This is a genomic window from Amphritea balenae, assembly GCF_003858655.1.
Lineage (GTDB): Bacteria > Pseudomonadota > Gammaproteobacteria > Pseudomonadales > Balneatricaceae > Amphritea > Amphritea balenae.
The window spans coordinates 1-25,588 of the sequence record NZ_RQXV01000011.1 but is presented as its reverse complement, the minus strand read 5'-3'; the positions used below and the strand labels follow the sequence as shown (position 1 = coordinate 25,588).

General features: G+C 46.5%; 25 protein-coding genes and 1 riboswitch. Of the genes, 15 read left to right on the top strand and 10 right to left on the bottom strand.

From position 1 onward, the window contains the following. Positions 1–113: 113 nt before the first annotated feature. The 4 genes from slmA to coaBC all read right to left on the bottom strand — a co-directional run bounded on the left by slmA (position 114) and on the right by coaBC (position 4,338). The gene (gene slmA / locus EHS89_RS16940) at positions 114–704 is read right to left on the bottom strand and encodes a nucleoid occlusion factor SlmA (RefSeq protein WP_124927359.1); all 591 of its coding nucleotides are present in this window, start codon (positions 702–704) and stop codon (positions 114–116) included. 3 nt (positions 705–707) lie between these two features. Continuing rightward, positions 708–1,616 (bottom strand): acetylglutamate kinase, encoded by a 909-nt coding sequence (gene argB, locus EHS89_RS16935; protein WP_124927358.1) that lies wholly within the window; start codon positions 1,614–1,616, stop codon positions 708–710. A 1-nt stretch (position 1,617) separates the two neighbouring features. After that, entirely contained in the window at positions 1,618–3,036 is a 1,419-nt protein-coding gene (locus tag EHS89_RS16930) for a phosphomannomutase/phosphoglucomutase (protein WP_124927357.1), read from the bottom strand. 84 nt (positions 3,037–3,120) lie between these two features. Next, entirely contained in the window at positions 3,121–4,338 is a 1,218-nt protein-coding gene (coaBC, locus tag EHS89_RS16925; protein ID WP_124927356.1) for a bifunctional phosphopantothenoylcysteine decarboxylase/phosphopantothenate--cysteine ligase CoaBC, read from the bottom strand. 225 nt (positions 4,339–4,563) lie between these two features. Between coaBC and radC the strand changes: the two genes are divergently transcribed. The 10 genes from radC to thiC all read left to right on the top strand — a co-directional run bounded on the left by radC (position 4,564) and on the right by thiC (position 15,050). Continuing rightward, positions 4,564–5,238 carry a RadC family protein gene (radC, locus tag EHS89_RS16920; protein WP_124927355.1) on the top strand — a complete coding sequence of 225 codons (675 nt, stop codon included), beginning with the start codon at positions 4,564–4,566 and terminating at the stop codon, positions 5,236–5,238. 326 nt (positions 5,239–5,564) lie between these two features. Continuing rightward, positions 5,565–5,801 (top strand): 50S ribosomal protein L28, encoded by a 237-nt coding sequence (rpmB, locus tag EHS89_RS16910; RefSeq protein WP_124927353.1) that lies wholly within the window; start codon positions 5,565–5,567, stop codon positions 5,799–5,801. A gap of 11 nt (positions 5,802–5,812) precedes the next feature. After that, on the top strand, positions 5,813–5,968 hold the full coding sequence (gene rpmG, locus EHS89_RS16905; RefSeq protein ID WP_124927352.1) for a 50S ribosomal protein L33: 156 nt from the start codon (positions 5,813–5,815) through the stop codon (positions 5,966–5,968). A gap of 73 nt (positions 5,969–6,041) precedes the next feature. Beyond that, a complete protein-coding gene (gene mutM / locus EHS89_RS16900; protein ID WP_124927351.1) occupies positions 6,042–6,854 on the top strand; it encodes a bifunctional DNA-formamidopyrimidine glycosylase/DNA-(apurinic or apyrimidinic site) lyase in 813 nt (270 codons plus the stop codon). After that, positions 6,854–7,762 (top strand): alpha/beta hydrolase, encoded by a 909-nt coding sequence (locus tag EHS89_RS16895; RefSeq protein ID WP_124927350.1) that lies wholly within the window; start codon positions 6,854–6,856, stop codon positions 7,760–7,762. Before mutM ends, EHS89_RS16895 begins: the two co-directional genes overlap by 1 nt. 41 nt (positions 7,763–7,803) lie before the next feature. Next, the gene (locus tag EHS89_RS16890; RefSeq protein WP_124927349.1) at positions 7,804–10,059 is read left to right on the top strand and encodes an EAL domain-containing protein; all 2,256 of its coding nucleotides are present in this window, start codon (positions 7,804–7,806) and stop codon (positions 10,057–10,059) included. A gap of 79 nt (positions 10,060–10,138) precedes the next feature. Then, a complete protein-coding gene (locus tag EHS89_RS16885) occupies positions 10,139–10,675 on the top strand; it encodes a phosphatase PAP2 family protein (protein WP_124927348.1) in 537 nt (178 codons plus the stop codon). Between the two features lie 10 nt (positions 10,676–10,685). Beyond that, positions 10,686–11,720 (top strand): MJ1255/VC2487 family glycosyltransferase, encoded by a 1,035-nt coding sequence (locus EHS89_RS16880; RefSeq protein WP_124927347.1) that lies wholly within the window; start codon positions 10,686–10,688, stop codon positions 11,718–11,720. A 346-nt stretch (positions 11,721–12,066) separates the two neighbouring features. Beyond that, a riboswitch (TPP riboswitch) is annotated at positions 12,067–12,226 on the top strand. A gap of 51 nt (positions 12,227–12,277) precedes the next feature. Further along, positions 12,278–13,099 carry a bifunctional hydroxymethylpyrimidine kinase/phosphomethylpyrimidine kinase gene (gene thiD / locus EHS89_RS16875; RefSeq protein ID WP_124927346.1) on the top strand — a complete coding sequence of 274 codons (822 nt, stop codon included), beginning with the start codon at positions 12,278–12,280 and terminating at the stop codon, positions 13,097–13,099. 49 nt (positions 13,100–13,148) lie between these two features. Further along, entirely contained in the window at positions 13,149–15,050 is a 1,902-nt protein-coding gene (gene thiC / locus EHS89_RS16870) for a phosphomethylpyrimidine synthase ThiC (protein ID WP_229753689.1), read from the top strand. 349 nt (positions 15,051–15,399) lie between these two features. On the opposite strand, the gene EHS89_RS16865 is transcribed toward thiC, so the two are convergent. The 3 genes from EHS89_RS16865 to EHS89_RS16855 form a co-directional block, all read right to left on the bottom strand. Further along, positions 15,400–15,927: a nucleoside 2-deoxyribosyltransferase gene (locus EHS89_RS16865; RefSeq protein WP_124927345.1), complete on the bottom strand. Its 528-nt coding sequence runs from the start codon at positions 15,925–15,927 to the stop codon at positions 15,400–15,402. Positions 15,928–15,931: 4 nt separating this feature from the next. Then, positions 15,932–16,195, bottom strand: coding sequence for a DUF5062 family protein (locus EHS89_RS16860; RefSeq protein WP_124927344.1), 264 nt, complete (start codon positions 16,193–16,195; stop codon positions 15,932–15,934). A gap of 172 nt (positions 16,196–16,367) precedes the next feature. Then, positions 16,368–16,832: an aminoacyl-tRNA deacylase gene (locus EHS89_RS16855; RefSeq protein ID WP_124927343.1), complete on the bottom strand. Its 465-nt coding sequence runs from the start codon at positions 16,830–16,832 to the stop codon at positions 16,368–16,370. A 147-nt stretch (positions 16,833–16,979) separates the two neighbouring features. On the opposite strand from EHS89_RS16855, the gene EHS89_RS16850 reads away from it, so the two are divergent. After that, positions 16,980–17,621 carry an MBL fold metallo-hydrolase gene (locus EHS89_RS16850; RefSeq protein WP_188885269.1) on the top strand — a complete coding sequence of 214 codons (642 nt, stop codon included), beginning with the start codon at positions 16,980–16,982 and terminating at the stop codon, positions 17,619–17,621. Between the two features lie 67 nt (positions 17,622–17,688). On the opposite strand, the gene EHS89_RS16845 is transcribed toward EHS89_RS16850, so the two are convergent. Next, complete coding sequence (locus EHS89_RS16845) at positions 17,689–18,318, bottom strand: DUF502 domain-containing protein (protein WP_124927342.1); 630 nt, start codon at positions 18,316–18,318, stop codon at positions 17,689–17,691. An 82-nt stretch (positions 18,319–18,400) separates the two neighbouring features. Between EHS89_RS16845 and EHS89_RS16840 the strand changes: the two genes are divergently transcribed. Then, on the top strand, positions 18,401–18,637 hold the full coding sequence (locus EHS89_RS16840; RefSeq protein ID WP_124927341.1) for a hypothetical protein: 237 nt from the start codon (positions 18,401–18,403) through the stop codon (positions 18,635–18,637). A 155-nt stretch (positions 18,638–18,792) separates the two neighbouring features. On the opposite strand, the gene zapE is transcribed toward EHS89_RS16840, so the two are convergent. Continuing rightward, positions 18,793–19,938, bottom strand: coding sequence for a cell division protein ZapE (gene zapE / locus EHS89_RS16835; protein ID WP_124927340.1), 1,146 nt, complete (start codon positions 19,936–19,938; stop codon positions 18,793–18,795). 144 nt (positions 19,939–20,082) lie between these two features. Here zapE and EHS89_RS16830 point away from each other — a divergent pair, with 144 nt between their 5' ends. Continuing rightward, positions 20,083–20,814 (top strand): lipoate--protein ligase family protein, encoded by a 732-nt coding sequence (locus EHS89_RS16830; protein ID WP_124927339.1) that lies wholly within the window; start codon positions 20,083–20,085, stop codon positions 20,812–20,814. Positions 20,815–20,816: 2 nt separating this feature from the next. Here the strand turns inward: EHS89_RS16830 and pfkA are convergent, their stop codons facing one another. Then, on the bottom strand, positions 20,817–21,821 hold the full coding sequence (pfkA, locus tag EHS89_RS16825; RefSeq protein ID WP_188885270.1) for a 6-phosphofructokinase: 1,005 nt from the start codon (positions 21,819–21,821) through the stop codon (positions 20,817–20,819). A 152-nt stretch (positions 21,822–21,973) separates the two neighbouring features. Here pfkA and aceK point away from each other — a divergent pair, with 152 nt between their 5' ends. Next, on the top strand, positions 21,974–23,710 hold the full coding sequence (gene aceK, locus EHS89_RS16820) for a bifunctional isocitrate dehydrogenase kinase/phosphatase (protein ID WP_124927338.1): 1,737 nt from the start codon (positions 21,974–21,976) through the stop codon (positions 23,708–23,710). A 178-nt stretch (positions 23,711–23,888) separates the two neighbouring features. Beyond that, entirely contained in the window at positions 23,889–24,872 is a 984-nt protein-coding gene (locus EHS89_RS16815; protein ID WP_124927337.1) for a TAXI family TRAP transporter solute-binding subunit, read from the top strand. The last annotated feature ends 716 nt before the right edge of the window (positions 24,873–25,588 follow it).

Genomic DNA, 25,588 nt, shown 5'->3' with positions numbered 1-25,588 from the left:
GTTTTTATCAGCTTATCCTTATTGAAAAGGGCTGAGAATGGGATGTTCAGCAAGACCAGTTGTTACGAGAGAGTATACGTAACAACTGGTTGCCAGGGCGTCAGTAAGAGATACTAACGGGCCGCAGCTACGGCAATAACGCTCCACTGATCTGTCCAGTTTATCGTCGGGCGAATCTTAAATTCACTACGAACAAACTGACGAATCCGACCTTCAGCGCAAGCCAACATTAAATTAGCTGTGGCGCCACCGGGAAGCTCGGTACGCAGGCCTTCGCTCTGTTCAGCGGTACGCATAATCTGTTTAAGCTGAGTTTCCAGCCGTTCAAAAAACTGATTGATACGCAGGCGCAGTCGATCAGTTTCACCGGACAGAGCATCGCCGGTCAAAATCCGGGCCATGCCCGGATTCTTCTCAACGAATGCCAGTAGCAAAGTAAGAATCTGTTCACACTGTTTCATCGCATTGGCATCAGAGCCGGTGATGATATTAATACGGCTGAACACCGTATCTTCGATGAAGGCGATCAGGCCTTCAAACATCCGAGCCTTACTGGGGAAGTGGCGATACAGTGCCGCTTCAGAAACGCCGACATGCTTAGCCAGTGCCGCAGTAGTAATCCGGGCACCCGGATCATTTTCCAGCATCATTGCCAGAGATTGAAGAATCTGTTCCCGGCGGGAAAGTTTCTCTTGAGCGTCCATGTATTAAACCTCAGGCAGTTGATTAGTAATCAGGGTACCGACACCTTCATCGGTAAATATTTCTAGCAGGCAGGAGTGTTCAACCCGGCCATCGATAATATGAGCACTAGTTACGCCGCTCTTAACTGCGCTCAGTGCACAGTCGATCTTAGGCAGCATGCCACCATAGATGGTGCCATCAGCAATCAGTTCATCGACTTGTTCGGTGGATAATCCGGTCAGGACGTTATCCTCTTTATCCATCAGTCCGGCAATGTTGGTCAGCAGAATCAACTTTTCCGCTTTCAGGACTTCAGCCACTTTACCTGCGACCAGATCAGCATTGATGTTATATGATGCGCCGTCTTTGCCTACACCAATAGGGGCAATGACCGGGATGAAATCAGAGTTAACAAGCATATCCAGAACATCAACGTTGACATGCTCTACTTCGCCAACGTGACCGATATCGATAATTTCAGCGGCTTCCATTTCCGGTGTTTTGTGCTTCACTTTTAATTTGCGGGCACCCAGTAACTGACCGTCTTTACCGGTCATGCCTATCGCTTTGCCACCGTTATTGTTGATCAGACCAACGATATCTTTGTTTACCATACCGCCCAGAACCATCTCGACGACGTCCATGGTCTTGGTGTCGGTGACCCGCATACCATTTACAAAGTGAGATTCGATGGATAGTTTTTCCAACAGGTCTCCGATCTGTGGACCGCCACCGTGGACAACGATCGGATTAATACCGATCAGTTTCATCATAACGATGTCGCGGGCGAAGCTGTTTTTAAGCTTCTCATCAATCATGGCGTTGCCGCCGTATTTAATAACAGCGGTTTTACCGGCGAATCGTTGGATATAAGGCAGTGCTTCGCTAAGTACGTTAGCGGTATTAATCGCTTCTTTACGCGTCAGTGGCATTCTATATGTCTCTGTTTGCAGTGTTTGTGTCGTTTGTAACTGCTAACTCCGGTATTTGCAAGCCGGGATTAACCAGTTTAAGTTTTTCGAGTAAAATATTGCTGATTCTTAGCAAGGCCTGTTGATTGCCCGCTTCTATTCGTAGAGTCAGCATTGGTGTGGTATTCGATGCACGGATGCCGAACCAGCCATCGTTAAACTCTACCCGCAGACCATCGATGGTAAATATATCGGCATCGGCAAATGGCTGCTGGCTGAGTTGATTTATCAGTTCAAATTTATCTTCATCAGCGATTGGAATGTTAATCATCGGTGTTGAAGGGAGTGGCTGGAACGGGTTAAAGAGTTCGGTTGCAGCAACCCCCGAGCTGCTTAATAGCGCCAGAAAGCGTACGGCGGCATAGAGCGCGTCATCAAAGCCGTACCAGTGATCGGCAAAGAAGATGTGACCGCTGAACTCACCACCAAACAGTGCGTTTTTTTGCTTCATGTGGTTTTTAATCATCGAATGACCACATTTCCACATCGTTGCAATGCCACCTGCTCGTTCAATAAGGTGGCGTAACTGCAGTGAGCTTTTTACATCATAAATTATTTCACTGCCGGGATGATCTTTTAGTATCTGCTCACTAAACAAGCAGAGTAACTGATCCGGGGTGATGATCTGTCCGGTTTCAGTTACCAGAGCCAGGCGGTCGCCATCACCATCCAGGGCCAGCCCTATATCAGCCTGTTGCGCTTTAACAGCGCCAATAAGGTCCTGCAGATTTTCGGGTTTCTCGGGATCCGGGTGATGGTTAGGGAAGTTACCGTCAACATCGCAAAACAGGGCTGTAGTATCGCATCCTAACAGTTCGAGAAGAGCTTCAATCCAGGGGCCGGGTACGCCGTTACCACAATCAACAATCACTTTTAACGGTCGGGTTAGTTGCTGGTCTTGCTGTAGCCGCTTTAGATAAGCTGACTGAATAGTTTCGCTGTGTCGTTCGCCTGAGCCCTGGTAAAGGTTGTTGTTGCTAATACGCTGATATAGCTGATCAATCTCCTGACCAGACAAAGTATGGCCGTCGAGCATGATCTTGAAACCGTTATAATCTTTCGGGTTATGGCTGCCAGTAATCATGACGCCTGAGCCATTTCCCAGCTCTATAGCGCCATAGTAAAGCGCAGGAGTAGGTAACAACCCGAGCTCAATAACGTTGATGCCCGTAGCTAATATGCCGCGAGTGAGTGCCTGGTTAAGTTCCGGGCTGGAAAGGCGACCATCGTAACCGGTACAGATCAGGCTAAGGTCCCGGTCTGTCGCTTCGGAACCTATCGCACGGCCGATCAGTTCGGCGTCGGCAAGGCTGAGAGTTTCAGGGTAAATACCACGAATATCATATGCGCGAAAAATGCTTCGGTTAAGCGTCTTAGTCAACGGCAGTATATCCTTGTAACTCTTTTTCGTTACTCTTTCTTGTAACTGTTTGTCGTAGCACTTTTCGCAATGACTTATTTTAGATCAACTGCCCGGTTTGGCTGATCCTGTCTGAGCCTGTGCGATTATTTCAACCAGCTTCGCTGCCAACTGACGTTTGCTGCATAAAGGTAATTCCTTTATCGAGTCTATTGAGATAACAGAGACTGCATTATCGTCACTGTTAAACCCAATATCACTGCGGGACACATCATTGGCAATGATCAGGTCAAGGTTTTTGCGTACCAGTTTGCCCTGGGCATAACCGATGACGTCTTTTGTCTCTGCTGCAAAACCAACGGTGAAAGGTTTATTCTCAAGCGCGGCAACAGTGGCGACAATATCCGGGTTTTTAACCAGATGTAACTCCATTATCTCCTCTTTGCCTTTCTTCATTTTATGCTCGGCAATCGCTGCTGGCCGGTAGTCTGCAACCGCCGCGGATGCGATAAAAATATCGCACTGGCTAACATGATTCAGGCTGGCTTCCAGCATCTGCTCAGCGCTTTCAACCATAACGCGCTGACAACGCGCTGGCGCAGGCAAGTTAACAGGACCACTGATAAGGGTTACCTGGGCGCCGGCATCAATAGCGGCTTCAGCCAGGGAGTAGCCCATCTTGCCGGAACTGTGATTGCTGATATAACGAACGGGATCGATAGCTTCACGGGTCGGACCTGCAGTAATGACAACATGCTGGCCTGCCAGCAGACCGCGATCAAACATCTCAGCGGCTTGTTCGGCAATCTGTAGTGGCTCAAGCATTCTACCAGGGCCGGTATCCCCACAGGCTTGTTCACCTGATGCCGGGCCAAGCAATCGAACCCCTTTCTGTTGTAAGCTGGCGGCGTTGTTCTGGGTTTGCTGGTCACGCCACATGGCCTGGTTCATTGCAGGCGCCAGGACAATGGGCGCATCAGTTGCAAGGCAGACTGTGGTTAACAGGTCATTACCTTGCCCGGCATCCATACGGGCCATAAAGTCTGCACTCGTAGGTGCTATCAGAATCATATCAGCCCACTTAGCCAGCTCGATATGACCCATGCCAGCTTCTGCTTCAGGGTCCAGCAGATGCAGATTAACCGGATGTCCTGAAAGCGCCTGCATGGTCAGCGGGGTAATAAATTCGGTGGCGGCAGGAGTCATAACAACCCTGACATCCGCACCTGCCGTCTTAAGAATACGGGTCAGTTCAGCGCTCTTATAAGCGGCGATGCCGCCGGTGATACCTAAAATAATCTGTCTGTTAGTTAGTCTCTGCATACCGGGTAACTACTATATCTGGGCTAAATCGGGAGCCATAAGATACCACAATCAAAGGTGGGTCACATATCAGCGATACAGCTTTTATTACACCTATATAGATTTATAGGTGATTCTGCCAGGTAGTATCGGGTTGTTTTGCATGATTCATCAGGCCTGCTGTTTTAACGAAAGCTTTTAAGAAGGACTATTATTAGCGAATGACAGGACGTCAGGAGATGCGATATGACAATCAGGGATTGGCCCTCAGCAGAACGACCGCGGGAAAAACTATTACAACAGGGAGCCGGGTCGCTATCCGACGGTGAATTACTGGCTATATTTCTGCGTACCGGTGTTAAAGGAAGTAGTGCGGTAGATCTTGCACGTCAGTTATTACAGAGGTTTGGTGGTTTGCGTGCATTGATTTCAGCAGATCAGAAAAGCTTTTGTCAGGAAGTTGGGCTGGGACCGGCCAAATATGCTCAGTTACAAGCGGTATTAGAAATAAGTCGTCGCTGCCAATCTGAAAAACTGCAGCGGGATTCGGTATTAGAGTCACCGGATGCAGTGCGGGATTATCTACGGTTACAGCTGGCTGACCGGCAGCGAGAAGTATTTGCCTGTTTGTTTCTTGATAATCAACATAGAGTGATCTGTTTTGAAGAACTGTTTCAAGGAACTATCGATAGTGCGACAGTGCATCCTCGAGAAATAGTTAAAGTGGCCCTGAGTCATAATGCAGCCGCAGTGATACTGGCGCATAATCACCCTTCGGGGGTGGCCGAACCCAGTCAGGCAGATCGCAATATTACTTTGGTCATCAGGGATGCACTACAAATACTGGATATTCGCTTGCTGGATCATATGGTTGTGGGCGATACCCAGGTTATTTCACTAGCGGAACAGGGCGTGATCTGATTGTAATGCTGTCTTGGTTTTCAGGGATGCGTTGCAATTATTGGATATCCGCTTGCTGGATCATATGGTTGTAGGTGATACCCAGGTTACTTTATCTGACAGAACAGGATGTGATCTGAGGATTAAGAATTAATTACTATTTACGGTAGCGGGCAGGGTTTAATTTCTGTACAATGCGCGCTCTTCTATCCACCGGTACGGGATTTCGTCTGAGTTCGGACGCTCCGCCTGAGGATGAATAAGTTACCCAGTTTTTCGGGATAACCACTTTTCATTCAATAAGTATCTGATAGAAGGTTAATGAACTTAGTTAAAAGGTATTTATAATGTCTCGAGTTTGCATGGTTACAGGTAAGCGTCCTGTAACAGGGAACAACGTTTCCCACGCACTGAACCGTACTCGCCGTCGTTTCCTGCCAAACCTGCATTGGCATCGTTTCTGGGTTGAGAGCGAGCAGAAGTTTGTTCGTCTGCGTGTTTCTTCTAAAGGTATGCGTATCATCGATAAGAAAGGTATCGATGTTGTGCTGGCTGACGTTCGTAAGAACGGCGTTAAGGTTTAAGGAGCAGTACAATGCGCGATAAGATTAAGATGGTTTCTTCTGCTGGTACTGGTCACTTCTACACCACTACTAAGAACAAGCGTACTACTCCAGACAAGCTGGAAATGAAAAAGTACGATCCTGTTGTTCGTCAGCACGTTATGTACAAAGAAGCTAAGATTAAGTAATAATCTGGCATCGAAAAAAAACCCGGCTGGTCCGGGTTTTTTTGTGCCCGTCTCCTCTACACAGAATCCGTCTATGCCAGAATTACCCGAAGTTGAAACAACCCGAAGAGGGATCGAACCTTATCTGACCGGCGAAACCGTTGTCGATCTTGTCGTTCGTCAACCTAAGTTACGCTGGCCAATACCTGATGACCTTTTATTAAAAGTTAAAGATCAGCGTATAGCATCGGTTGAGCGTAGGGGTAAGTACCTGTTGCTTCACTTCCCAGCCGGGGCGGTAATGATCCATCTGGGGATGTCGGGTAGTTTGTACCTGGTCGCGGCAGAGCAGCCTGCGGCTTACCATGATCATGTTGATCTGGTGCTAAGCAGTGGCAGAGCGCTACGCTTAACCGATCCCCGTCGTTTTGGCTCTGTGCTTTGGCAGGATAAAGGCACGAGCCATGCACTATTAGCTAAGCTGGGTCCTGAGCCTTTATCAGATAGTTTTAATGCTATTTATCTGACACAGTGCTGTAAGGCCCGTAAACAAGCGATTAAGCAGTTTATTATGGATAGTCATGTGGTAGTGGGTGTGGGGAATATTTATGCCAACGAAGTGCTGTTCAGTGCCGGTATTCACCCTAAGCGTCAGGCTGGGAAAATATCTGTAGCCAGGCTGTCGATATTGGTAGAAGAGATAAAAAAGGTATTGTCCCGGGCGATTGAGCAGGGCGGCACGACATTGAAAGATTTCGTCGGTGGTGATGGAAAACCGGGTTATTTTAAACAGGAACTGCAGGTCTACGGGCGGGGTGATCAACCTTGTACTGTATGTGAAACAACTTTAAAAGAGATCCGGCTGGGACAACGCAGTACGGTATATTGTCCGGAGTGTCAGCGCTGATGGGAATTTTAGACCCTTTATTAAAACCAACGCCGACTGGTGGTGAAACCTGTCCAACCCGTGAGGATCTACAGCGGGCGTTGGGGAGTGGCCTGTTTCTGCAAAAGAGAGAGACGTTTCACGTGGGTGATCTGCCTGTTCATTGTGAGATCTATGAACATAGTGCGAATGCCCCTGTATTAATCTTCCTGCCAGGTATCGGAACCTATGGTGAGTTGTATGCAGCGATGCTGTCACACTTATCGGATAAAGGCTTTAATGTGGTCGCGATTGATCCTCCTGGACATGGTTACTCGGGTGGGGAGCGTGGTTGTTACACTGTCGATTTGGTCCGGGACACAGTCGAGCTGGTTATTGATGCGCTTGAACAGCGTTACGACGGTCCTGTATATCTCTATGGTTACTCAATAGGGGCGCTACTGGCCGTTGCGGTTGCAGAACAGGATAGTCGTATTACTAAAGTGGTCTGTGGCACATTGCTAACAACAGAAGTTCCTCCTGATTTTTTTCATTATCTGGGGTGGCAATGGACCTGGGGTAGCGCCATGCTGTTTCCCCACCTCAAAGTACCGCTTTCATTGCTGGTGGATTACGATCAGTTACTGGCGGGGCATCCGGCAGGTAAGCTGATTAATCAGGATCCGATGCTGGTTCTGGACTATCCCTTCAAAACACTCTCCAGCCTGTTTAGTCATAAATCAGGTATCATGCAGCGTGAGTATCCGTTTCAACTGGCTATTGTTCAGGGTGATGCGGATGAAGTTTTATCGGTCGGTTATAGCCGTCGGGTTGCTGAGCAAGCGAAACAACCGATTGAGCTAATTACGGTGCCTGGTGAGGGGCATATGATGCCACTTACCGCACCTCTCAAACTGGCAGGCATCATAGCTGACTGGTTACATACTTGACGGCTATATTTAAGTAAATCCTTAACGATTTACTTTATCTGATGCGATATATCTCCAACGCTTTAACATTATTTCTTGTTCTATTTACGCTGATAAACAGTGCTTTTGCCGATGCTCAGTTAAACCTGACTGAGCAAGAGCAAAGCTGGTTAAGTCAAAACAAGCGGTCTGTTGTCGTTGGTGTCGCTATTATTCCCCCTTACCTTTCCAATCCGGATAAAAAATCGGGTGCTGAGGGACTTTCCCTGGATTACCTGAAGCTTATTGAAGATAACCTGGATACAACATTTCAGTATAAGATTTTTGATAACTATGGAGCGATGATTCGAGCGGCTAAACAACGTGAAATAGATCTCGTGTTTGCCATTTCAAAGAATTTTGAGCGCTCTGAGTATCTGGATTTCACTCCGGTATATTCACATCTGGCGAATAAAATATTTACCCGGAAAGGTCACTTCGACAAGGCGGAAATGACCGACTTTGTCGGGAAGCGCTTTGCTGTGCCTCGGGGGACGGCCCTGGTGAGTTATATATCAGGGCATTATCCTGGCATTGAACTGGTTCAGGTAAAGAGTTTAAGGGATGCATTTAGTTTACTGGCGGCGGGCGATGTTGATGGTGTTGGCTCTTATGCTTCTGCAGGTTATTTTTATACCCGCTTAGAAGGGATAGAGAATGTCAGTATTGTGGGTAGTGTGGGGTATGACTACCACATTAGCTTTGGTTCGAGAAATGACTGGCCTCTACTGGGGCAGGTGTTAAACAAAGCGTTGGCGAAGATTACTTCCGAACAGAGAAAACAGATTGAAGAGCGCTGGGTTCAGCCTGAAGATAGCCAGAGAGTTGATCTGAAGACGGTTGTTCAGTTATCAATATACATAGGTTTTGCTCTGCTATTAGCAGGATTTCTGGTGGTTTTATTGTGGAACCGCTCCCTCAAGCGAGAAATGGCGATACGGCTTGAAGCTCAAAAAGAAGTGCGCTTCCTGGCTTACCATGACGAATTGACATCGGTGTATAACCGCCTGTTTTTTGTTGAGTCACTGGCGGAGTTTACCCGTCTCCCTAGTAATGAGGCTAAGACCTCCTCAATAATTTTACTGGGTCTTGATAACTTCAGTCTTATTAATGATTTTCATGGTCATAAGATGGGAGATCAGATTCTACAGAGAGTTAGTCTGAGGCTGCCCTCACGATTATCAAATGGAGCAGTGCTGGCTCGGACCGGAGGGGATGAGTTTGCGATTTTATTGCGCCATAGTAGTAACCGGATTGAGCTGGGGCATCTGGCTGACTTACTGATTACCGAGATTAAAAGGCCAATAGTTTACGGTAATCAGAGCGTCGCTATAACAGCAACCGCTGGAATATCAGTGCAAACTGAAGTCCTGGATGATCCTATGAGGCTGATGGAGCAGGCGGATATAGCGCTACATGAGGCAAAGCGTAAGAATATTGGTGGTTATCTATTTTATGCTCATGAAATGAGCGAGACGTTGTTGGAAAACAAGCAGTTAGCAGAAGCGCTTATCGCAGCACTCAACTCTGATCAGTTCTACCTGAATTACCAACCGCAGGTTTCACTAAGCAGTCGTAAGGTCATCGGATTTGAAGCACTGGCACGCTGGAATCATCCGGTCAAAGGTAACATTCCGCCAGATCAGTTTATTGCTCTGGCAGAGCGGGAAGGGATTATTGTAACCCTGGGTGATCGGGTGTTGCAGTTAGCTTGTGATCAGGCGGTGAAGTGGCTGAGTGAAGGTATCGAGTTTGACCGTATAGCAGTCAATGTATCAGTTAAGCAGTTTGTTGAAACAGACTTTGTCAGTAAGGTGATGAATGCACTGAGTCTTTCTGGTCTGCCTGCGAATAAGCTTGAGTTGGAAATTACAGAATCATTGTTCTTGGGTGATAAGAAAGTGGCACTGGAAACAATGGATAAGCTGACATCTCAGGGTGTACGCTTCTCAATCGATGATTTTGGTACGGGTTTTTCTTCCCTGCTTTATCTTAAAGAATTACCTGTCGCTAAACTGAAACTTGATCAGGGATTTATTCGGGGAATAACAACGGATCACTCAAGTTTGCAGATAGTTAAGGCATCATTGCAGATGGGGCAAGCGCTCAATATGGCGGTCATTGCTGAAGGCGTTGAAACTCTCGAGGAGCAGCGCTTATTAGTGCAGCTTAATTGCGGTGAAGCTCAGGGGTATCTGTTTAGTCGTCCTGTCGCGGGAGATAAAGTTAACGCTGATCTGATGGAAGCCATTGCTGAGCACATGACGCCTGTAACTTAACAGTAAAGGTATTTTCATTCTTCTGTAATAGATTCGGAGCGACAATGTTGTAAAACAACATGCTTTGGATTTCAGTCTGATGAGTGTATTACAGCAGCGTTTTATTGCCTTCGATGTAAGTCTTTATTATTGGTGTTTTGGTGCCAGGCACTGGCCTCTTGCATCTACTGTCAGTCGTTCATTGTCAAAGCTGGGTGATGGCAGTCTTTATCTCATAATTGGTTTGTTGTTGGCATGGTTAGAGCCGGTACATGGAATCAATTTTTTGCTCACCGGATTACTCGCTTTTGCCATAGAGTTGCCGGTATATCTGTTTTTAAAGCAGACTATTAAGCGTGATCGGCCCTGTGATCGTTTCAACGATATAACCCCTCAGATTATCCCTGCTGATAAATTTAGTTTGCCTTCCGGTCACTCTGCTGCTGCCTTTGTGTTTGCCACATTGATCGGATTTTATTATCCGGACCTGATGCTACTGGCCTATGCTGTTGCCGGGCTTATTGGTCTGTCTCGTGTCTTTCTTGGTGTCCATTACCCGACCGATATTATCGCTGGATCTGTGTTGGGAGTTGGGGCTGGGCTATTGGGATTAGTTCTGAATAGCTTTCTGATATAGAGCGCTGTATATGAAACTTCTTTATGGTGTGCAGGCAACTGGTAATGGGCATATTACCCGCGCAAGAGTCATGGCTACGGCTCTTGCAGCAGAAGGTGTTGAAGTTGATTTTTTATTTAGCGGGCGTGACCCCGAAAAACTTTTCAATATGGAGATATTCGGTAACTATCGGGTGCATCGGGGACTGACATTTCATACCGAAAACGGAAAGATAAATCGCTGGCGAAGTGTAACTGGTAATAACCTTATTGAGTTAATGAGGGATATCCGGGCGTTGGAACTCAATGAGTATGATCTGATTATCAGTGATTTTGAGCCAATTAGTGCCTGGGCGGCAAAGCTTCAACAAAAAAGCTGTATTGGTATAGCGCATCAATATGCACTGCATTATCCGCTACCCGGGTCTGGAATGGGGTTGCTGACGAAGATGATAATGCGGTTTTTAGCGCCGGTGCAGCAGAAAATTGGCTTGCACTGGCATCATTTCAATCAATCGATTCTACCCCCTTTGACTGAGCCTAATATCTATCCGGTGTCTAAACGGTCGGGAATGATTCTGGTGTACCTGCCCTTTGAAAGTAAAAATCAAATTCGTGACTGGTTAATGCCATTTCAGGAGTTTGAGTTTCATGTCTACTCTGATGTAGACAGGCCGCAATATGATGGTCACATACTCTGGATGCCGCTCTCAAGACAAAAGTTTCAAGAGGCTCAGGCTTGTTGTGAAGGGGTGATTGCTAATTGTGGTTTTGGCCTGGCCAGTGAAGTGTTGCAATTGGGAAAAAAGTTGCTGACTAAGCCGCTTGCAGGTCAGCCCGAGCAGCTCTCGAATGCGGCAGTACTTAACGAGCTTGGCTTGGCTGAAGTGTTTACTGAATTTAAAGAAGAGCAATTCTATCGCTGGATTACTCAGCCGGATCCTGAGAAAGTTGTTTACCCTGATGTCGCTGTTGAACTGGCAAGGTGGATAAGTGGTGGTCGACGATTATCTCCAGAAGAGCTGGCCCAGCATTTATGGCGTGAACTAAAGTCTGAACCTAACTAGAAGTTTAAAAAAGATTAAGTGAAGGGGGATATAATTCAGGCAAAAAAAAGAGAGTGCTTAGTTCCCCTTAAGCACTCTCTTCGGTATGGCATCCATCTTCCGTGCGGTTAATCCAAGGCTTCCTGCCAGCTCTCCATGCTTCCTTTACCGCTTGTCTAGGCCGTCCGTTGTTCAGTCCTGAACTCTCTCAATCCCTGTGGCACATTGTCGTCTATCAGGAGTTTCCCGCATATAGGAAAAATTCCTAATTTCAGGTTTTTATTAAGATCAGGCCTTTGGACGGGTTGTTAAGTTCCTTAATCAGTTAATGATGATAGACAGCGAAACCCGTAGCACCTAAACTAGCTGAATCTTGTCGGGGTGCCTTAGGGAACCTACGATTAAGTCCCGCATTTTCTCTGTGGCGTTCGGGGCTTGTTCGTAGATTCCTTAGGCTGAGAGTATATAAACAACCCGCGAACCTGATCCGGCTAATACCGGCGTAGGAAACCGAGATAAACCGAAATGCCCTCCTTATGCAATGTCCGGTTTAGCTCATAAAAGCTGGATTTGTATCGATGTCAGAAATGAACATACCTATAGCGTTAACCATAGCGGGCTCCGATAGCGGTGGCGGTGCAGGTATTCAGGCCGATCTGAAAGCGTTTTCTGCCCTTGGCGTTTATGGCGCATCAGTCATTACTGCGGTGACCGCTCAGAATACTTGCGAAGTCCGTGCTATCCATCCAGTTCCACCAGAAGTTATTGCCGCACAGATTGATGCAGTATTTGATGACCTGAGGGTCGATGCTGTAAAAATTGGCATGCTGGGCGACGTAGATACAGTAGCGCGGGTGGCCGACAGGTTATTGCAGTATAAGCCTGAGCAGCTGGTGGTTGATCCGGTTATGGTGGCTAAAAGTGGTGATGCACTGTTGCTGGAAAATGCGGTCGCTATGTTGAAAAGTAAGCTGATTCCTCAGGCGACGTTGATTACGCCAAATTTACCTGAGGCGGCCGTGCTTTTGGGTTGCCCGGAACCAACCTCTGTTGCTGAAATGGAAACGGTGGTGCAGCAATTGTATCAACTGGGTGCCGCTGCGGTTTTGTTAAAAGGTGGGCATTTGGAATCGAGTGATGAGTCAATAGATCTGTTATTTGATGGGCAACAGATAACTCGTTTTTCAGCTCAACGTATTCCGACGGCCAATACCCATGGTACTGGCTGTACCCTGGCTTCGGCTATCACTGCCGGACTGGCATCCGGACTGGATGTAGTGGCAGCGGTAAAGCAGGCAAAAGATTATATTCACGCTGCTATTCAGGCAGCGGACACCCTTGATGTAGGGCTCGGGCATGGCCCGGTACATCATTTTTATAAGCTCTGGTCACCGAAGTAGTGACCGGATATTTCCAAGATAAGAAATACTCAAAAAGCAGGTAAAACAGATGGCAGATAACAATACAGATCAAGGCCACGGCGCTACAGTTCTGAGCCGCAGTGCTCAGGTTGATGAAGCTTCAGTTCAACCATTTCCAAGTTCCCGTAAGGTATATATCGAAGGCACCCGCCCGGATATCCGCGTACCTATGCGTGAAATTAGTCTGGATGATACGCCGACTGATATGGGTGGCGAGAAGAACGATCCTCTCTACGTATACGATACTTCTGGTCCGTACACTGATCCTGAAGTATCAATCGATGTGCGCAAAGGTCTGGCACCACTGCGGGCTGGCTGGATCGAAGAGCGTAACGATACCGAACAGTTAGATGGTCTGAGTTCTGAATACGGCCGTGGTCGTGAACAGGACCTGCGCCTGGATCACCTGCGTTTTGAACTGACGCGCAAGCCACTGCGCGCCAAAGAAGGTGCTAACGTTACTCAGCTGCACTATGCCCGTAAAGGCATTATCACGCCTGAGATGGAATACATCGCCATCCGTGAGAATATGAAACTGGCTAAAGCCAAGGCTGAAGGCAATGTGGTAGCGGAACAGCATCCGGGCCATAGTTTTGGTGCTCAGCTACCCGAAGAGATTACACCGGAATTTGTACGTCAGGAGATTGCCGAAGGTCGCGCGATTATCCCTGCCAACATCAACCACCCGGAAGTAGAGCCGATGATTATCGGTCGTAACTTTTTGGTCAAGATCAACGGTAATATCGGTAACTCTGCGCTGAGCTCCTCCATCGAAGAAGAAGTGGAGAAGATGACCTGGGGTATCCGCTGGGGTTCAGACACCATCATGGATCTGTCCACCGGTAAGAACATTCATGAAACCCGTGAATGGATCATGCGTAACTCGCCGGTGCCTATCGGTACAGTACCAATTTATCAGGCGCTGGAAAAAGTCAGTGGTGTGGCTGAAGACCTGACCTGGGAAGTGTTCCGTGACACCCTGATCGAACAGGCTGAACAGGGGGTGGATTACTTCACGATTCATGCCGGCGTACTGCTGCGCTATGTGCCGATGACGGCGAAACGGATGACCGGTATCGTATCCCGTGGTGGTTCGATCATGGCGAAATGGTGTCTGGCGCACCACGAAGAGAATTTCCTTTATACCCACTTTGAAGAGATCTGTGAGATCTGTAAAGCCTACGATGTTTCCTTCTCTCTGGGTGACGGTTTGCGTCCGGGCTCTGTTTACGATGCTAACGACGAAGCTCAATTCGCCGAACTGGAAACTTTAGGCGAGCTGACTAAGATCGCCTGGAAGCACGATGTTCAGGTCATGATCGAAGGCCCAGGCCATGTACCGATGCACATGATCAAAGAGAATATGGATAAGCAGCTGACCGAGTGTCATGAAGCACCGTTCTATACCCTTGGGCCACTGACCACCGATATCGCACCAGGCTATGACCACATCACCTCCGGTATCGGCGCGGCGATGATCGGCTGGTACGGTTGCGCCATGTTGTGTTACGTAACCCCGAAAGAACACCTGGGTCTGCCGAACAAAGATGACGTGAAGACCGGTATTATCACTTACAAGATCGCAGCACACGCAGCCGATCTGGCGAAAGGTCATCCGGGTGCTCAGATCCGTGACAATGCGATGTCTAAAGCACGTTTTGAATTCCGCTGGGAAGATCAGTTCAATATCGGTCTGGACCCGGATACTGCCCGTGCGTACCACGATGAAACCCTGCCGAAAGAATCCGCTAAAGTGGCGCACTTCTGCTCTATGTGCGGCCCTAAATTCTGCTCGATGAAGATTTCACAGGAAGTACGTAATCTGGATTCGACCGAAGTGGCAGCGATGCAAGCGGCGGCGGAGAAAGGCATGCAGGAGAAATCTGAAGAGTTTAAAGAAACCGGCGCTGAGATCTATCATAAGATCTAAAAAACCGAACGCGTTGCTTGTTCGATGCGGCTCCGCCGCGTCCGAGCACTACGTTTGTCCGAACGTTGCTGCGCAACTTGTCCGGAATTGATTAAGTTCAAAGGCGTTTTCACCACAGAGAACACGAAGGACACAGACGAAGAGCGAAAAAACTTTATGTTTAATCTTTTCTCAGTGTCCTCTGTGCCCTCCGTGGTAAATCATTTTTGTTTTTCCGCTCTTATCTTTTGGGGTTTTTCGGACGCGGCGAAGCCGCATCGGACAAACGTAGTGTTCGGACAAGTGAAACGATCGGACTTCGATGTTTTAAAGCGATCGGAATTCTAGCATTAGGGCTTGCGATCGATTCTTAAAGTTGTTGCAGTACTTTTTCAAATACGCGGAGATGATTTTCCAACGTTTGGGGGAGTGATTCTGTCAAAACGCCACCACTGTTTTCGGTGGCACCGATCATCATCAGATTATCGGCCATATCGAATGATTCGATCGTATAGCCATCCTGATCTGTTGCCGTACCTTCAATACGGTTGCTATAAAGCTGACCATCGAGGCTGTAGCCCCAGATGATTTTCTGCTGTGCCGCCATATAGCCCATTTCAAATGCAGTGCCGACATCCATACTAGGGCCGCGAAACGGCGTCATATTTGCGATGATGATATCGCAGCAATCCATTATATTGATATTAGCCTGGTAGATAGCTATACCAGCCGGGAATGGCTGCAGACCTTCAATATCCAGCTCAGTATCCAGAGGGAAATGGCCGCTAAAACCGTAGCGCAGGCATAGCGCTTTTTTTGCCGCTCCCAGTTCGACCGCGTTGGGCCAGAATACATCAGGCCCGGCCAGGTAGATCGAACGGTTTTGCTGATTACTCACCTAACTAATCTTCTAACAAGGGATGACCTGCAGGTAGCTGACGACTTATCCATAGTGCCAGTTTGTGTCTCATATTCGGTTCGTTATCTTCACCTTTTGCCAGAGGCTGAATTAGTTTGTCCAATACTAATAAACGATAAATTGCGGTGATTTTATTGCCGGCACTGTCTGTTGCTTCTATCTGACCTGCGCCCCGTTTCTGCATATATACAGCACCCACTCGGATCGCTTCTTTCACCAGTTCTGTTTCGTGTTTCAGTTTCTTCAAGGGGTACTCCATCAGCATTCTAAGATAGTGATAATTGTGCCAACTATGGCATAGGGCATAGAGTCGGGTAAAGGGCTTAAATACAGGGAAGTGGATCAGGGGAATAACGAAAATACAAAAGAGACCAGGACAGAGTGTCTGTCCCGGATCGCTTCTGTCTGAAACAGCGGATTTAGTGGCTAATCAGACCGTGGGGGGAGTCTGTCATAACTTTTTTAAATGTTGACTGGGAAAGGCACAGAAGATCCTGATGATCTCCCGCTTCCATATAGCAGTCGGGTTCTTCCGCCAGGTGATCATCCCAGATCATCTTCATATTGTAGGCTTGTGCTAAGGGTGGGACCGCACCTTTAGCGCAGTCGTTAAACAGAATTTTTACGTCCCGTTGTGCGGCAGGTGAAAATACCCGACCCATTTGGCGATTGATTGCATGTAGATCGACCCGTCGGTCTGAAGGTACTACTGCCATCATGAAGCCTTCGTCATCCCTGAGAACAACGCCTTTAGCCATGCGACGAGCAGGAACATGGGCAGCAATTGCTGAACTCAGTGATGTTTCCGCGTAGGGGTGGCGAATCAGGCGATAAGGGATATCTCCCCGATTAAGGAAGTTTTGCAATGTAGGTGAAACAGACATTTTTCAATCCTCCTGACAGTGTGCACTGCCTGTCTTGGAGTCTGTATTTTCGTTACTGTTATCAGTCGAAAATACCTTCACATATCGAAGGATAGTTCACAAATAGGGTATACTTCGGGACCAGTTTTCAATCACCGCGGCATCAATATGAAATACAGTATTATTCCAGTTACCCCGTTTCAGCAAAATTGCACCTTATTTTGGTGTGAAGAAACCAAGAAAGCAGCCGTTATTGATCCGGGCGGTGACATTGCACAGGTGATAGCCAAGGCCGAAGAGTTAGGTCTTGAGCTGGAGAAAATACTCCTGACCCATGCGCATATCGACCATGCCGGGGGCACTGCAGAGCTGGCTCAAAAGGCAGGTATTCCAATTGAAGGGCCACATATTGGCGATAAATTCTGGATCGATGGGCTGGCACAGCAGAGTCAGATGTTTGGCTTTCCTAATGTCGAGATGTTCGATCCGGATCGTTGGCTGGAAGATGGCGACACTGTCTCGCTGGGTAAGGAAATTTTGCAGGTATTGCATTGCCCCGGCCATACGCCTGGTCACGTTGTATTTTACAGTCCTGAGAGTCAGTTAGCGCAGGTGGGTGATGTATTATTCCAGGGCTCTATTGGTCGGACAGATTTCCCCCAGGGAGATCATGCAACACTGATCAGCTCAATCCGCGAAAAGCTATTTCCGTTGGGTGATGAGATCGCCTTTATTCCCGGGCATGGTCCTATGTCCACCTTTGGGCAGGAACGCAGAACTAACCCTTTTGTCAGTGACTCTCGGGGTTAATGCTGTCCGTCTTTTTTGTGGTTGATGACTTCTAAGTAGTTGATGGCTTCTAATTAGTTGAGGGCTTCTAATTAGTTGACGACTTCTTATTAGTTGATGACTCTGCGGTGGTTGATACGCCACCGCTGACAACAAAGGTAGTAACCTGTCCCGCTTCAGCGTTCATCGGTTCAATGAGATCACTGGCGACGATAATCAGGTTGCCGGCAAAGTTATAAGACTGAGGCAGGTATACTGCAACTTCATCGGTCAGACCGAAACTCTGCAGGTCGCTACAGGTCATAAATCCCATCGCTTTAATTGTTCTGTCACTATTCAGGCAGACAAGCACCGGCTGATCAAAGCTTTTCTTCTCTCCCAAAAGTGCATTAAACAGATCCCGTAACGAGTTATATAGTAGTTTAACCAGAGGGATTCGTTCCATCAGACTACCAATCGCCTGCATTAGGATGCGGGTCAGATAAAGAGAGCCAGCAATCCCCGTTAATATAATGACACCGATAGTAATCAGAATGCCCAGTAACGTTTCCGTAAGGCCGGGTTTCAGTCCGGGTATGAAGTAGGTTAGTGCTGAGCCTACTGCGGAAAACAGGGTTTCATCCAGAGCGGTAAAAATCAGAAAGACCAGATAGATAGTCAGAACGAATGGCAACAGGATCAAAAGTCCCTGAAAGAAAAAACGTAAAACAGTCTTCATGAATATAATTCCTGTTGAAACCCAGTAACGACGGGTGTTTTAGCTATAATTACCCCATGCGATAATAAGTGGGAGTAGATCAATGCATCAGATTAGTTATGGTGACTATCGAATCACTGCCATGGTCAGGCCCGTAGGTCGTAATCGTTGGCTGCTTGTGCCTAAAATCTATCATAAGGACCTTAAAGATACGATTTTCCATAATGCAGGAGAGCTGGAGCAGGTACCTGAGAATCAGGTGATGGCCAATACCGAAGAGGAAGCGATCAAGCAGTGTTTTGAATTAGGTAAATTGGTGATTGATGCTGATCTTCATTAAGGTGGAATGGTTATTCGCCTTTCGCTTCTTTTTGATTGCTGCGTTAAAAAAATCGGACGATTGCACTGGCCTTTGATTAGTCGGTTATTTATTAGTCGGATATTTGCTTAAATTTGCCCGGGAAGTTGTTCTTAAATAGCTCGCATTTACCTTGTTCAGTTCGCAAATTGATATTGTTCCGATTGCATCTCTGTTAAGCGGCTATAAGTCCTGGCGAATTCAAATGTCAGACTACCTTCCGTATAGATCTGCTCCAGTGGCACTTCTACACTAAGAAACAGATTAACCCCACGATCATAAAGTTCGTCAACCAGGCTGATAAAACGGCGGGCAGGGTCGTCCATCTTACCAAGCAAAACTTGCCTTTCACCGGCCTTAACTGCACGACTACCGTCTTCTGTTCCTCTCGCTTTAATCTGCTCCTGGGTGTGGCCACCTAATTGTGGAACATTACTAACAATGATGTTGTTAAAACGGTTGGCCAGATCGATGTAATCGAGCTGGCTACGGGGCCCCATACAGATATGTTCAAAGTCAAACCAGGCGCAGTGGGTATTAAACCCTCTGACAGGAATATCCCTACCAAGTATGGATATCATCTCGGCATTGGCAGGCTCTTTATTATGGGGGCTGCAGGAATTGAATATACGTTGTAGCTGTTTCGTTTCCCCAGTGTGAAAAACAGAGGGCGCTTGAGTAAGCTGTCGTAAGCGGTGATCGGTGCCTCCGGCAAGGTTAAAGACTGACATCTGCTGATGAATGGTTGCGATGATTGGCTTGACCCGGTCTTCAAATAGAGGATCTTTACACAGTTGTTCCGGAGGGCGATTGGACGTTGTTATAAGCAGAGTACCGTTTTTAAACAGTTCACTCAGAAGACGACTAAGTATCATAGCATCAGCCACGTCGTTAAGATAAAACTCGTCAAAACAGATGAGCTGGTATTGCTTTGAAAGTTTTGTTGCTATGAGTTTTAGGGGATCTTTCCGGCCTTGTAACTCTCTCATCTGTTCATGGATATTGGCCATGAATCGGTGAAAATGGAGTCTGAGAGTTGTTTTCTCTGGCATATGCTTAAATAGCAGATCCATAATAAATGTCTTCCCCCGGCCTACCGGACCCCAGATATAGATGCCTTGAGTGATAGCTTTTGGGGAAGGCGCCTGTAGAGAAGTAGTCAGGGGGGCGCTGTGACGAAAAACAGGATCAAGTTGCTGTGCCAGTTCAGCCTGACAAGGGTCATCCTGATAATGATTTGCTTTTATTGTTCTGTGATAGATTTCAACAAAGCTGTCAGGCATCGGTTTAGTCTTCTGTAGAGAGTTTAATAGTCAGACCCGGTTAATCATCCAAAAAGGAGCCTGTTTAATTATCCCTGCATGATAATAGTTTTACCTTGTTCAGGGATAGGGTAATCTTTCCGGCTCGCAATTTTGGAAACCAACATGAGTGATCGTATCAATTATCTGGTGACAGGTTCTATGCCCGCTGAGCAGAACCAAATTACTGAACGGCTAGATGCCGGGGTTGAGTACCCGGGGGTGCTGTTCTGGCAGTATGATCAGGCTGCAATCATCATGGGATGTTCACAAAGGCCCGACGAACAACAGTCTGCACGTTCTATGGCTGCTGGGTTGCCAATTATGCGTCGTAACTCTGGTGGCGGTGCTGTTTTAGCCGGCCCCTGGATGCTGAGTATCAGTGTGTTTATACCGACGGAGCATTTAATCGCTCAACAGAATATTATTCAGATCTTTGGCTGGCTGGAACAAATCTGGATTGCTGCATTAGAGAAGTGCAATGTTCCCTGTAAGGGGGTAGATAAAGCGCTTATTGACCATTCTAAAGAGGTAAGTGAGTCTCAGAATCTGAAATGGGCCTGTTATGCGTCACTGTCCCATGGTGAAGTAGTCAGTGAAGATGGCCGGAAACTGGTTGGTTTAGCGCAAATTAGAAAGAAGAAAGGGGTGGTTTTGGTCAGCGGGCTACATTTGTATCCTTGTGACTGGCAGCAGCTGAGTTCTATCGTCGTCGATAACCCAGAACAGGGTGTGCAGCTAGAAGCACTTAATTCTGATGCACAAAGCTTATCCGGTAGAGCTGAAGATGTATTACTACCTGAAATAATTCAGGCATTCCATGAACAGCTACCGGATGACTTCCGGGTTTTGTCATAAAGTTATTTATGTAAGAGCTGAGCCAGTTCAACCAGTTGAGGATTTAGCACTTTCTTCTTCTCTATGATGTCCTGCAAGTTAGTGGCAACTATTTCATTGTTAACCATACCGATCATCATATCGCTGAAGCCTGCTAACATGTAGTTAACAGCGGCGGCACCGAGGCAGGAAGCCAGTACCCGGTCATGACCGGTTGGCCGGCCGCCCCGTTGAATATGACCAAGAATACAGACGCCGGGTTTTTCACCGTGCTCTTCTAACTGAGTTGCCAGCCGACTGGTTAAGCCGGGTCTGGGGCCTTCAGCAACGATGATAATACCGCTACTGCCTTCACCTCGTGCACGTTGGGTTGCCAGAGAAAAACAGAGGGATTCAAGGTTGAACTCGTATTCGGGCACCACAATCATTTCAGCACCGCAAGCTATACCTACCTGTGACGCGATGTGGCCTGAGTTTCGGCCCATGACTTCAACTAAGAATATTCTTTCGTGAGATATAGCGGTGTCACGTATTTTATCAATCGCTTCCAAAGCGGTATTGACCGCCGTATCAAAACCGATAGTGTCATCGGTGCCATAGACATCATTATCTATAGTGCCAGGCAGACCAATAACAGGTATACCCGTTTCCTGGGTTAGCAAATGCGCTCCGCTCAGCGATCCGTCACCACCAATCACGATCAAACCATCAATACCATGCTCTCGTAAAATCTCAGCGGCCTGATTTCTGACCACAGGATCTTTAAACGCTTCGCAGCGATCACTTTTTAAAATAGTGCCGCCACGTTGCACAATATTCGTTACATCAGACGAATGAAGTTCGGTAATGTCGCCGATAATGAGTCCGCTGTATCCCCGGTTGATACCAAATACTTTAATGCCCTGATTCAATGCGGCACGGGTGATACTACGTACCGCTGGGTTCATACCCGGTGAGTCACCACCGCTGGTTAATAAGGCGATAGCGCGGATGTTGGCGGTTTTTTCAAGCTCTGGCAGACGATACATAACTAAACCCCAATGAAAGATATATTCTTTAATATTAAGCGCTTAACAATATTAGACAATCTTTTTTAAGGCTTTATTAAATTCAGATGTTGGTATCCTGATAAGTTAACTGCTACACCCTATTACATCGTATGTATTTGCAGGGGCAAGCAATGAGGGCACGTGATGCAAATTTAATCGCCCGGTTAATACTGGAAGGTTTTATAGACTATCGTCAGCAATTTAAGGCTATTACCCGACAGGCGCCCGGCTATTTTGCAGCCGCTGACTGGCATGCACTGCAGTGCTTATCAGTTGAAAGAATTGATCGTTACGAAGAAATGATCGATGGAATCAGCGAAAAAATAGTTAGCCTGTCGAATGATGGTATTCCAAAACCTGAGCTTTGGTTGTTAATAAAAGAGTGCTACACAGAAGTGCTGAATCAGCGAAGTGATGCGGAGTTAGGCGAAACCTTTTACAACTCAATATATTGTAAGTTGATGCAGCACTCTAATATTTCTGACCGGCATATGTTTATCCAATCAAAAAAGCCAAAGGTTGAAGCATATAGAGGTGAACAGATCTTTCGCCGTTATGCGCTGAATGAGGGGGTGCCGTCGTTTTTGAAGAAGTTGTTTGAAGACTACGGCTTTTCTATTCCCTGGGAGAATAAGCGTAGGGATTCTAGAAACCTTATGCGTTATATACGCAATACAATACCGGATGATGTGGTGGCGGGGGAGGGTACTGTCATCGAGGTAATACGAAGTGTTTTCTATCGTAATAAAGCGGCTTATATCGTCGGCCGGGTGCAATTTGATCATCAATCAGTTCCGTTTGTGTTGCCGGTACTGAACACAGAAGGAGCGGGTGTTTATATTGATACGGCTCTGAGTGATGAAAATGATGTATCGGTAGTCTTTAGTTTTACCCGGGCATATTTTTTGGTCGATGTGGATATCCCCGCAGAATTTATCCGCTTTCTGCACTCTTTGATTCCAATGAAATCAATCGCCGAACTCTATAACTCTTTAGGTTTTTATAAACAGGGTAAGGCTGAGTTCTATAGGGACTTCATGGATCATCTAGATGCTTCGACTGATCAGTTTGAAGTAGCGGAAGGAACCAAGGGAATGGTAATGACAGTATTTACATTACCCTCCTATCCGGTCGTGTTTAAAGTGATTAAAGACCGATTCTCATCATCAAAAAATATCACCCGAAGTGGAGTGATTAATAAGTATCAGCTAGTGAAAAGGCATGACCGGGCTGGACGGATGGCGGATACACAGGAATTCGTTAATCTGGTTCTGCCACGAAAGCGACTTTCGGCAGAGTTATTGTGCGAACTAATGAGCGTGGCTTGTTCATCTATTACTTTGTCTGAAGATGATTTGACTATTAGTCACTTGTGGACCGAGCGGCGCATGATTCCGCTCAATATTTACCTGAATGAAATGTTAAGCAAGAGTGATGAAGAATCGGTGTATCTGGCTATCAATGAATTTGGTAAATGTATTAAAGAGTTAGCTGCTGCTAATATCTTTGCCGGTGATATGTTGTTTAAGAACTTTGGCGTGACCCGACATAATAGAGTGGTGTTTTATGATTATGACGAAATACTCTATTTGACTGACTGTAACTTCAGGGATATTCCAGAGCCTATGTATCCAGAACAAGAATTGGCGAGTGAGCCCTGGTACTCAGTTGCTGAGCAAGATGTGTTTCCTGAAGAGTTTAAGATTCTAACCGCTTGCGATAGTCGTATTCGTATCATCTTTAATGAATTGCATGGTGATCTGTTAACGCTTAGCTGGTGGATAAATATCCAGCAGAAAGTGGCTTCAGGCGCACTGTTAGATCTGTATCCCTACCGCAGAATAGTGCGTTTTCCTCGTGCCCCGTAAAACAAGAATAAGAAACAGAAATACAGATCAATATCTGCGTGACTAAAAGAGTTCCTAGTAACTGCTATTGGTGTAGTATTGTAAGCTTTCTTAGTCAAAACAATGGATTAAATAAGTCGCAAATATGCAACATAGTATATCTGTGCGTATCCCTTTTAATAGTGGGAAGGAGTTAAGAATGGCTTTGCGAATTAACGTTACCTCAATGTTAGTGTCACTGACGCTGGGTCTGTTTAATGTTGGGGCTATAGCGGCAGAGCCGGTTAAGGAAACAGTAAATATCGGCACCGGAGGGGTAACAGGTGTTTATTATCCTACTGGTGGGGCTATTTGCCGATTGGTTAATAAAAGCCGTTCAGATCATGGTATCCGTTGTTCCACTGAAAGCACTTCTGGGGCGATGTACAATCTTGAGAATGTAAACTCGGGTGATCTGCAGTTTGGTGTTGCGCAGTCTGATTGGGTCCATCATGCTTACAAAGGTACTAGTGAGTTCAGTACGGAAGGAGCGGATAAAAAACTGAGAGTATTGTTTGCAATGCATCCGGAGCCCTTCACTGTAGTTGCCCGGGCAGACAAAGCGATTAAAGATTTTGACGATCTGAAAGGTCTGCGGGTCAATATAGGTGATGAAGGCTCAGGTCAGCGCGGTACGATGGAAGTACTAATGCGCGCTAAAGGCTGGAAAAAATCAGATTTTGCTATGGCTTCAGAGCTTAAAGCGTCAGAGCAGGCCAGTGCACTCTGTGCAGATAAGATTGATGTGATGATCTATACCATCGGTCATCCAAGTGGTGCAATTAAAGAAGTAACAACATCTTGTGATAGCGTATTGGTTAATGTGGCTGGCAAAGCTGTTGATAAGTTAGTGTCAGAGAATAGCTACTATCAGAAGGCGTTAATACCTGGAGGCATTTATCGTGGTAACGATAGCGCGACTAATACCTTTGGTGTTGGAGCCATTATTGTATCTTCTACCGATGTCTCTGAAGAGACGGCTTATACCGTAGTTAAATCGGTGTTTGATAACTTTGATATCTTTAGAAAACTTCACCCGGCGTTTGCTGACCTGAATAAACAGAATATGGCGAATGTTAATCTGGATGTACCAATGCATCCGGGTGCAACCAAATACTTTAAAGAAGCAGGGTTAATAGATTAGCCCCCTGCAATCGAGCTTATTGGGATGTTAAGTTATGCTTACCTGTTAGCGTAATCAGGTTACTTATTTACAGTAAAAGAAAGCATACACAATAAAACCGCCGTCAGGCGGTTTTATTGTTTAAAGAGAAAGTGCTCGTAGTTAATGCGCATACGAAGTGCGCTTTCACATAGCTATATAGAAGGCTCTGCAAGCGATAAGTCGCGTTTGGCGGCGAGCCACCTCGAAATTCGGACTTTTTCATAAAAATTCCACTATTTTCGTGCCTCCCTGTTGACTCCCAGCGCCCCCAGTGTAGAATGCGCTTCCTCGCTTGAGACAGCCACCGGAAACGGTCACTGACACAGGTTGAGGTGGTTCTTTTAACTACTTGAAAAGCAACGCTTTTTAGATAGGCTAAACGAATCACGAAGCACAACAGTTTGTTTGAAAATTTATTACAAATTCTTAAATAAAACGGTTGACTTCATCAGGGTGTTGAGTAGAATACGCACCTCGCTTGAGAGACACGCCGGCAACGGTTTGAGTCACTTAAGCAACGCTCTTTAACAGATTGATCAGATAATTCGTGTGGGCGCTTGTTGAGATGAAGCACAAAAGCTTTATCAAAGCAGCGACCATATGTGAATTCATTTATATGTTTTTATTTAAAGTTGTTTAATGCTTTGAGCTAGATTTACAGAACACCTTATTCCGGTGTTCTTGATTTAAACTGA